The sequence below is a fragment of the Streptomyces sp. NPDC051109 genome (assembly GCF_044455885.1).
GTDB lineage: Bacteria > Actinomycetota > Actinomycetes > Streptomycetales > Streptomycetaceae > Streptomyces.
On the sequence record NZ_JBITFF010000006.1, the window covers coordinates 436707 to 446060 of the forward strand.

Genomic DNA, 9354 nt, shown 5'->3' on the forward strand with positions numbered 1-9354 from the left:
TCAGAGTGCTCGGCCGTCGATCACTTGCCTCGCATCCACTGCTCCATCACCGACAGCAGATAGTCCGGGTCGACCGGCTTGGTGACATAGTCGGAAGCACCGGAGTCGATCGCCTTCTCCCGGTCCCCCTTCATCGCCTTCGCCGTCAGCGCGATGATCGGCAGCCCGGCGAACTGCGGCATCCGCCGGATCGCCGAGGTCGTCGCGTACCCGTCCATCTCGGGCATCATGATGTCCATCAGTACGACCGTCACATCATCGTGCTGCTCCAGGACTTCGATGCCCTCCCGGCCGTTCTCCGCGTACAGCACCGCCAGTCCGTGCTGTTCCAGCACGCTGGTCAGCGCGAACACGTTGCGGACGTCGTCGTCCACGATGAGCACCTTCTCGCCGTGGAAGTCGTACGACCGGGGCAGCACCGGGAGTTCCTCCTCCGGGTTGGCCCAAGCGTCCTCGGGCCCCTGCGCGTTCGGCTGCCCCGGCACCGCCGTACGCGGCTCCAGGTCGCTCAGCGACTTGCGCCGCCGCCGGAACAGCGCGGCGCCGCCCTGCCCCTGACCGGCCGGCTCGGCGGCCGGCAGCCCGGGCCGCACGTGCTGCGGCTGCGCCGCGGAGACCGGCGCCGCCGGGGCCGCCGGCAGCGCGGAACGCGCCCCGTCGACCTGCCTGCGGTACACCTCGCCGCGCCCGCCGCCGGGCGTGGGCGGCGCGTACCCCTGCGGGGGCAGCTCGCTCGGGTGCAGCGGCAGGTAGAGCGTGAACGTGGACCCGCGGCCGGGCTCGCTGGCCGCGTGGATCTCCCCGCCCAGCAGCCGGGCGATCTCCCGGCTGATGGACAGCCCGAGCCCCGTGCCGCCGTACTTCCTGCTGGTCGTCCCGTCCGCCTGCTTGAAGGCCTCGAAGATCACCAGCATCTTGCTCGCGGCGATCCCGATCCCGGTGTCCGTCACCGAGAAGGCGATCAGGTCCGCGTCCGCATCCAGCAGCGAACCGGCCTCCAGCAGCTGCTCGCGGATCGCCGCCGGCACGTCCGCCCCGGCGGGCCGGATCACCAGCTCCACCGCGCCGGTGTCCGTGAACTTCACCGCGTTCGACAGCAGGTTGCGCAGGACCTGGAGCAGCCGCTGCTCGTCCGTGTGCAGCGTCGCGGGCAGCTCCGGGGAGACCCGTACCGAGAAGTCCAGGCCCTTCTCCGCGGTCAGCGGCCGGAAGGTGGCCTCCACGTAGTCCACGAGCTGCACGAGCGCGATCCGGGTCGGCGAGACGTCCATCTTCCCCGCCTCGACCTTCGACAGGTCGAGGATGTCGTTGATCAGCTGGAGCAGGTCCGAACCCGCCCCGTGGATGGTCTCCGCGAACTCCACCTGCTTCGGCGACAGGTTCTCGTCCGCGTTGTCGGCGAGCAGCTTGGCCAGGATCAGCAGCGAGTTGAGCGGCGTGCGCAGCTCGTGCGACATGTTCGCCAGGAACTCGGACTTGTAGCGCATCGAGACCGCGAGCTGCTCGGCGCGCTCCTCCAGGACCTGCCGGGCCTCCTCGATCTCGGTGTTCTTCACCTCGATGTCCCGGTTCTGCTGGGCCAGCAGCTCCGCCTTCTCCTCCAGCTCGGCATTGGCGGCCTGCAGCGCCTTCTGCCGGTTCTCCAGCTCGTCGGAGCGTTCGCGCAGCTGCTCGGTCATCTCCTGCGACTGCTTGAGCAGCATCTCCGTCTTGGAGTTGACGCTGATCGTGTTGACGCTCGTACCGATCATCTCGGCGATCTGGCTCAGGAAGTCCTTCTGGATCTGCGTGAAGGGCTGGAAGGACGCCAGCTCGATGACGCCGAGCACCTTCCCCTCGAACAGCACGGGCAGCACGATCACGTGCGCCGGCGGAGCCTCCCCGAGACCGGAGGAGATCTTCAGGTAGCCGGGCGGGGTGTTCTCGACCAGGATCGTCCGCTTCTCCTCGGCGACGGTCCCGATCAGCCCCTCCCCCGGCCGGAAGGAGGTGGGCACCGCCCCGCCCGCGTACGCGTAACTCCCGCGCATGCGCAGCTCGTACGAACCGTCGGGACCGCCGTCGGTGCCGATCTCGGTGGTGCCGCCCGAGGGCAGCGCCAGGAAGAACGCCCCGTGCTGCGCGGAGACCACCGGGGTCAGCTCGCTCATGATCAGCGAGGCCACGTCGTCCAGTTCGCGGCGGCCCTGCATCAGGGCGGAGATCCGCGCGAGGTTGCCCTTCAGCCAGTCCTGCTCCTTGTTGGCCAAGGTGGTGTCGCGCAGGTTCGCGATCATCGTGTTGATGTTGTCCTGGAGGACCTGGATCTCACCCGACGCGTCCACGTCGATCTTCAGGTTGAGATCGCCGCGGGTCACGGCCGTGGCCACGGCCGCGATCGCGCGCACCTGCCGGGTCAGGTTCCCGGCCATCTCGTTCACGGACTCCGTGAGGTCGCGCCAGGTGCCGTCCACGTCCCGGACCCGTGCCTGGCCGCCCAGGATGCCCTCGGTGCCCACCTCGCGGGCCACGCGCGTGACCTGGTCGGCGAACGAGGACAGCTGGTCGACCATCGTGTTGATCGTCGTCTTCAGCTCCAGGATCTCGCCCCGGGCGTCGATGTCGATCTTCTTGGTCATGTCGCCCTTGGCGATGGCGGTCGTGACCATGGCGATCTGCCGCACCTGGCCGGTGAGGTTGGAGGCCATGAAGTTCACCGAATCGGTGAGGTCCTTCCACGTGCCCGACACACCCGGCACGTGCGCCTGGCCGCCCAGGCGGCCCTCCGTACCCACCTCGCGGGCCACGCGCGTGACCTCGTCCGCGAACGAGGACAGGGTCTTCACCATCGTGTTGACGGTGTCGGCGAGCTGCGCGACCTCGCCGCGGGCCTCGACCGTGACCGTCTTGGTCAGATCGCCGTTGGCGACCGCCGCCGAGACCTGCGAGATGTTGCGCACCTGCGAGGTCAGGTTGTTGGCCATCAGGTTGACGTTGTCGCTGAGGTCCTTCCAGATGCCCGTCACCCCGCGCACCCGGGCCTGGCCGCCGAGGATGCCCTCGGTACCCACCTCGCGGGCGACCCGCGTCACCTGCTCCGCGAACGAGGACAGCTGGTCCACCATCGTGTTCACGGTGGTGACGAGTTCGAGGATCTCGCCCTTCGCGTCGACGGTGATCTTCTTGGAGAGATCGCCCATCGCGACCGCCGTCGTCACCTCGGCGATGTTGCGGACCTGCGAGGTCAGGTTGTTCGCCATGAAGTTGACGGACTGCGTGAGGTCCTTCCAGGTGCCCGAGACCCCCTTCACCTCCGCCTGGCCGCCCAGGATGCCCTCGGTGCCCACCTCGCGGGCGACCCGGGTCACCTGCTCCGCGAAGTTCGAGAGCTGGTCCACCATCGTGTTGAGGGTGTTCTTCAGCTCCAGGATCTCGCCTCGCGCGTCCACGTCGATCTTCTGCGACAGGTCGCCGCGGGCCACCGCCGTCGCCACCTGCGCGATGTTGCGCACCTGCGAGGTCAGGTTCCCGGCCATGCCGTTCACCGAGTCCGTCAGGTCGCGCCACACGCCGGCCACCCCGGGCACCTGCGCCTGGCCGCCGAGGCGGCCCTCCGTACCCACGTCCCGGGCCACCCGGGTCACCTGCTCGGCGAAGGCCGAGAGCTGGTCGACCATCGTGTTGATGGTGTTCTTCAGCTCCAGGATCTCGCCGCGCGCGTCCACGTCGATCTTCTGGGAGAGGTCGCCGCGGGCCACCGCCGTGGTCACCTGCGCGATCTGCCGCACCTGGGAGGTCAGGTTGCCGGCCATGAAGTTGACGGAGTCGGTGAGCTCCTTCCAGGTGCCCGAGACCCCCTCGACCCGAGCCTGGCCGCCGAGCCGGCCCTCCGTGCCCACGTCCCGCGCCATGCGCGTCACCTGGTCGGCGAAGGAGGACAGCTGGTCCACCATCGTGTTCACGGTGTTCTTCAGCTGGAGCATCTCGCCCGAGACGTCCACGGTGACCTTCTGCGACAGGTCGCCGTTGGCCACCGCCGTCGTCACCTGCGCGATGTTGCGCACCTGGCCGGTGAGGTTGGCGAAGGCCGTGTTCACCGAGTCGGTGAGGTCCTTCCACGTCCCGGCCGCCCCGGGCACCTGGGCCTGACCGCCCAGCTCACCCTCGACGCCGACCTCACGGGCCACGCGTGTCACTTCCGAACCGAAGGACTGGAGCTGGTCCACCATCGTGTTGACGGTGTTCTTCAGCTCCAGCATCTCGCCGGCCACGTCGACCGTGACCTTCTGCGACAGATCGCCGTTGGCCACGGCGGTCGTCACCTGGGCGATGTCCCGCACCTGCGTGGTCAGGTTCCGGAAGACCGTGTTCACCGAATCGGTGAGGTCCTTCCACGTCCCCGCCGCCCCGGGCACCTGCGCCTGGCCGCCGAGCGTTCCCTTGGCGCCGACCTCGCTGGCCACGCGCGTGACCTCGTCCGCGAAGGTCCGTAGCGTCTCGGTCATCTGGTTGATCGTTTCGGCCAGCTGCGCCACCTCGCCGCGCGCGCTGACCCGGACCTTCTGCGACAGGTCGCCGTTGGCGACGGCCGTCGTGACCTGCGCGATCCCGCGCACCTGGGCCGTCAGGTTGCCGGCCATGGTGTTGACCGAATCGGTCAGGTCCTTCCACACGCCCGCGACCCCGGGCACCTTCGCCTGGCCGCCGAGCTCACCCTCCGTACCGACCTCGCGCGCGACCCGCGTCACCTCGGAGGAGAACGACGACAGCTGGTCCACCATCGTGTTCACGGTGTTCTTCAGCTGGAGCATCTCGCCGGCCACGTGCACCGTGACCTTGCGCGACAGGTCGCCCTTGGCCACCGCGGTCGTGACGAGAGCGATGTCACGCACCTGAGCGGTGAGCCGGTACGCCATCGTGTTGACGGAGTCGGTCAGGTCCTTCCAGGAACCCGACATCCCGCGGACCTGGGCCTGCCCGCCGAGCTTGCCCTCGGTACCCACCTCCAGCGCGACCCGCGTCACCTCGTCGGTGAACGCGGACAGCTGGTCGACCAGGTTGTTGACCGTACGCCCGACCTTCAGGAACTCACCGCGCAGCGGATGACCGGCCCCGTCCGGGCTTTGCGTCCGCAGATCCATCCGCTGGTCTAGATCGCCCTCGGCGACCGCCGACAGCACCCGGCCCACCTCGGACACCGGCCGCGCGAGATCGTCGACCAGCTGGTTCGAGGCGTCGATCGCGGCCGCCCAGGAGCCCTCACAGGCGCCTGTTTCCAGCCGTTCGCTGAGCTTGCCCTCGCGGCCCACCATCCGCCGCACCCGGGAGAGCTCTCCCGTCAGGTGGAGGTTGCGGTCGGCGACCTCGTTGTAGACGGCGGCGATCTCCGCCATCACACCGTCGCCGGACACCGTCAGCCGCTTGCGGAAGTTCCCGTCCCGCATCGACACCAGGGCCGTGAGCAGCCGGTTCAGGGCCGCGGTATCGACTTCCGTCGTGCCGCCCCGGCGGGACCTCCCGCCCTTCGGGCGCGTTCCCGTTCGCCGCACCGCTGCGCCAGACTCCACCGTGTCCCTCCCGAAAGGGTCGACCGCTGTTCCACCGACACCCGGCGAGTCGCACGCCCGGCTATCCGATCCTGCCCAGTGTTTCACCCTGGCCGAACCCGGCCATAACACTTCGGCACCATCGCACACCGGCCGCACCCTGCGGGTGGAATCCCGGACGACGGCACCATGCCGACCGCGAAGGTAAGTAACCTGGCACCCGATGTCCAACCGCGTCGAAGGAGATTCGTGATCACGGCTCGGGCGGCTGCCAGCTTCGACCCCCTCGGGCGCTCGGTCGCCGCGGCCCGGGCGTTCGTCCGCGACACCCTGCAGGGCTGGGGCTTCGCGGACATCGTCGACGACGCCGTGGTGCTCACCAGCGAGCTCGTCACCAACGCCGTGGTCCACGCCGGCACCAAGGCCGAGGTCCTGTGCCTGCGCTCCGGCGACGGGGTACGGGTCGAGATCGCCGACCGATACCCGGAACGTGAGCTTCCTCTCCAGCACCCGGGGGAGCGCCCGTACGCCGACCCCGACCGGGAGAACGGCCGCGGGCTGATGCTCTGCGCCGCCCTCGCCACCCGCTGGGGCGTCGAGTACACGGCCACGCACAAGCACGTGTGGTTCCGCCTCGACCTCCCGGACCGGCCGGTCGGTACGCGATCCGCCGGACCCGTCGTCCCGGACCGCCTCCTGCCCCTCGCCGACAGCCGGGTCCGCGTCGCCGTCCTCCAGATCGACGCCTCCGACTCGATCTCCGCGTGGAACGAGGACGCCGAGCACGTCTTCGGCTACTCCGCCGACAAGGTCCTCGGCCGCCCCCTCGCCGAGCTCGCCGCCTGGCCCCAGACCCCCGGCACCGGCACCGGCATCGCCGAGGCCCTGCGCCTGTCCCGCTGGGAGGGCAGCTACGGCATCCGCGGCGCCGACGGCCGCGTCATCCCCGTGTACGGCTCCCACCTGCGGGTCCGCGATGCCCACGGCGAGCCCTCCATCGTCTGCCTGCTGGTCCACGACGACGAGCGGGCCCTGCTCCAGACCCCCGTGCGGGTGGCCCCCGCCGACAGCCTGCAGCTCACCGAGCCCCGCCCCGCGGACCCCTTCGAGGTCTTCATCGGCTCCCCCGCCCCCGACGACCTCGACGGCCTCCTCCAGCGCACCGTCGAACGCGCCCGCGACATGCTCGACGCCGACTCCTCCTTCCTCCTGCTGGCCACCGACGACGAGACGGAGCTGGAGGTCCGGGCCACGACCGGGCTGCCCTCCACCCGCCAGCGCTTCGCCCGCGTCCCCGTCGAGGCCGGCACCAACCGGTACGGCTCCGCCCGCATGCCCGCCGTCCACGACGACCTCGCCGCCGTCCCGGGAGCCGTCCCGCTCCTGGAGGCCACCGGCATGCGCTCGGTGATCACCGTCCCGCTCAAGGTCGAGGGCCGGCTCACGGGCTCGCTCGGTGTCGCCGCCGAGAGCCCCGGCCGCTACTCCAACGCCGAGGCCCTGCGCCTCCAGTTCGCCGCCGACCGGATCGCCCTCGCCGTCGAATCCGCCCGCCTCGGCGAGCTGGAACGGCTGCGCCGCGGCTCCCTGTCCTTCCTCGTCGAGGCCTCCGACCTGCTCGCGGGCACCCTCGACCGGGACCAGACCCTGGCCCTCATGGCCCAGATGACCGTCCCGACCCTGGCCACCTGGTGCGCCGTCTACACCATCGCCGACCAGTCATCCGATCCGTACCTCTCGTACGTCCTGCACGAGGACGAGGAGCGCATCGACGGCCTCAAGGCCCTGCTCTCCCGCGTCAGCCCGCCCGAACCGGTCCGTGAGGCCGGTGCCCGGCCCTGGCCTGCGACGGCCAAGGCGGTCGGCGGGGAGACCGTCGTCCTCCCCCTCCTGGCCCGCAACCGCGTCATCGGCATGCTGACCCTCGGCAAGCCGTCAGAGGAGCACTTCCGCCAGGAGATCCTCGAACTCGCCGAGGACCTCTCCCGCCGGGCCGCCCTCGCCCTCGACAACGCCCGCCTCTACTCCGAGCGCACCGCGATCAGCCGCTCCCTGCAGCGCAGTCTGCTCCCGCCCGGCTCCCCTGCGATCCCCGGCATGGAGGTCGAGGTCATCTACCGCGCGGCCGGCGAGGGCAACGAGGTGGGCGGCGACTTCTACGACGTCTTCCCGATCCGCGACGGCGCGTACGGCTTCGCCATCGGCGACGTCTGCGGTACGGGCCCCGAGGCGGCGGCCGTCACCGGCCTCGCCCGGCACGCCCTGCGCCTGCTGGCCCGCGAAGGGCTGGGCGGCCCGGCCGTGCTGGAGCGGCTCAACGCGGCCATCCTCGACGAGGGCGCCCGCAGCCGCTTCCTGACCCTCCTGTACGGGGAACTCCACCCCCAGCCGGACGGCGGCGCCCTGATGAAGGTCGTCTGCGCCGGCCACCCGCTGCCGCTCCGCCTGCGCCCGGACGGGCAGGTCACCGCGGCCGCGGACCCGCAGCCCCTGCTCGGCGTGATCGACGACCTCGACCTGTACGAACAGACCCTCATGCTGGATCCGGGCGACGTACTGCTCTGCGTCACGGACGGGGTGACGGAACGCCGCGAGGGCACCCGCATGCTGGGGGACGACGGCCTCGCGGAGGTCCTCACCACCTGTACGGGCCTCACCGCCGGCGCCGTCGCCGCCCGCATCCTGCGCGCGGTGGAACGCTTCGCGGCCGAGCCCGCTTCGGACGACATGGCCATCCTGGCCTTCCGCGTCCCCCAGCAGCGCACGGGCGACTGAGGAGGCGGGCGGCCAGGTTTCCCCGTGGGCCACGCGCGCACTCGGTTGAGGGGCTGCGGGTCGGTCGGTGACTCAGGCCGTGGGCGTGTGCAGGAGCCGCCGGGTGGAAGAGCGCAGGGCGAAGGCCATGACCAGTTCGAACACGCCCAGCAGGACGAACCAGAGTCCCAGGAGCCGTGTCAGGGCGACGGCGGAGTCCACCGGGAAGCAGAGCACGACGACTCCGGCCACGACGCCGAGGAGGCCCAGGCCGAAGAGCAGGCCGCGGTGCACGAGCGCGCGGTCCGCGATCGCCGTGTACGCCCTGAGCACTCCGGTCAGCAGCCAGAACACTCCGACGATCAGGGACAGCACGCCGATCGTCTGCATCGGATGCCGTAGCACCAGAACGCCGGCCAGGAACGCGATCATGGCGATCAGTACGCCCGCCAGCCTGCTGCCGCCTCCGTCGCCGCCGTGTGAGAAGGCGGTGACGAAACGGAAGACGCCTGCCACCAGGAACTGCAGACCGATGATGACGGCCAGGACGTGCAGCGTCTCGTCGGGCCAGACGAGGATGAGGATGCCCGGGATCAGGGTCGCGAGGGCGAAGCCGAGGGCCCAGTGCCACGAGCTTCCGAGCTGCTTGAGGACGTCGTCGGGGTCGCTCTGTGAACGCTGCGGCGCCGCGTCGGGGGATACGGTCATCACGCCTCCCGGGCCAAAGCCGCGGCCCGGGGATCACCTCGGAGCCGCCGGAGTCACTTTATGTGCCCTTCACGACCACCCTAGACCGGTGCGGTTCAGCCCGCCCGTCCGGCTCTCGGCGGCCGGGCTGCCTGCCCGAGGTCGCGGCCCAAAACAAAAAAGGCCCCCGCCAAATGGCGGGGGCCTTCTTCGATGGAGCCCTTTAACGGAATCGAACCGTTGACCTTCTCCTTACCATGGAGACGCTCTACCGACTGAGCTAAAAGGGCGGGTTGTTCGGCGGCGTCCTACTCTCCCACAGGGTCCCCCCTGCAGTACCATCGGCGCTGAAAGGCTTAGCTTCCGGGTTCGGAATGTAACCGGGCGT

3 protein-coding genes, 1 tRNA gene and 1 rRNA gene are annotated in these 9354 nt (G+C 70.3%); 1 reads left to right on the forward strand and 4 read right to left on the reverse strand.

Annotation, left to right across the window (positions count from 1 at the left end; genetic code table 11):
* Positions 1 to 20 precede the first annotated feature (20 nt).
* The gene (locus ACIBAD_RS15020) at positions 21 to 5546 is read right to left on the reverse strand and encodes a HAMP domain-containing protein (RefSeq protein WP_208328973.1); all 5526 of its coding nucleotides are present in this window, start codon (positions 5544 to 5546) and stop codon (positions 21 to 23) included.
* Between the two features lie 168 nt (positions 5547 to 5714).
* On the opposite strand from ACIBAD_RS15020, the gene ACIBAD_RS15025 reads away from it, so the two are divergent.
* Entirely contained in the window at positions 5715 to 8300 is a 2586-nt protein-coding gene (locus ACIBAD_RS15025; RefSeq protein ID WP_398906891.1) for a SpoIIE family protein phosphatase, read from the forward strand.
* A gap of 72 nt (positions 8301 to 8372) precedes the next feature.
* On the opposite strand, the gene ACIBAD_RS15030 is transcribed toward ACIBAD_RS15025, so the two are convergent.
* From ACIBAD_RS15030 to rrf, 3 genes are all read right to left on the reverse strand, one after another.
* Positions 8373 to 8987 (reverse strand): DUF308 domain-containing protein, encoded by a 615-nt coding sequence (locus ACIBAD_RS15030; protein ID WP_134070699.1) that lies wholly within the window; start codon positions 8985 to 8987, stop codon positions 8373 to 8375.
* A gap of 193 nt (positions 8988 to 9180) precedes the next feature.
* Positions 9181 to 9256 (reverse strand) — tRNA-Thr (locus ACIBAD_RS15035).
* A gap of 5 nt (positions 9257 to 9261) precedes the next feature.
* Positions 9262 to 9354, reverse strand: a 5S ribosomal RNA gene (gene rrf, locus ACIBAD_RS15040); the annotation flags it as partial.

What these genes read in the sequence shown, in the direction of transcription:
- ACIBAD_RS15025 (WP_398906891.1), top strand. Translation starts at nt 5,715, where the DNA reads ATGCCGACCGCGAAGGTAAGTAACCTGGCACCCGATGTCCAACCGCGT.
- ACIBAD_RS15030 (WP_134070699.1), bottom strand. Translation starts at nt 8,987, where the DNA reads ATGACCGTATCCCCCGACGCGGCGCCGCAGCGTTCACAGAGCGACCCC.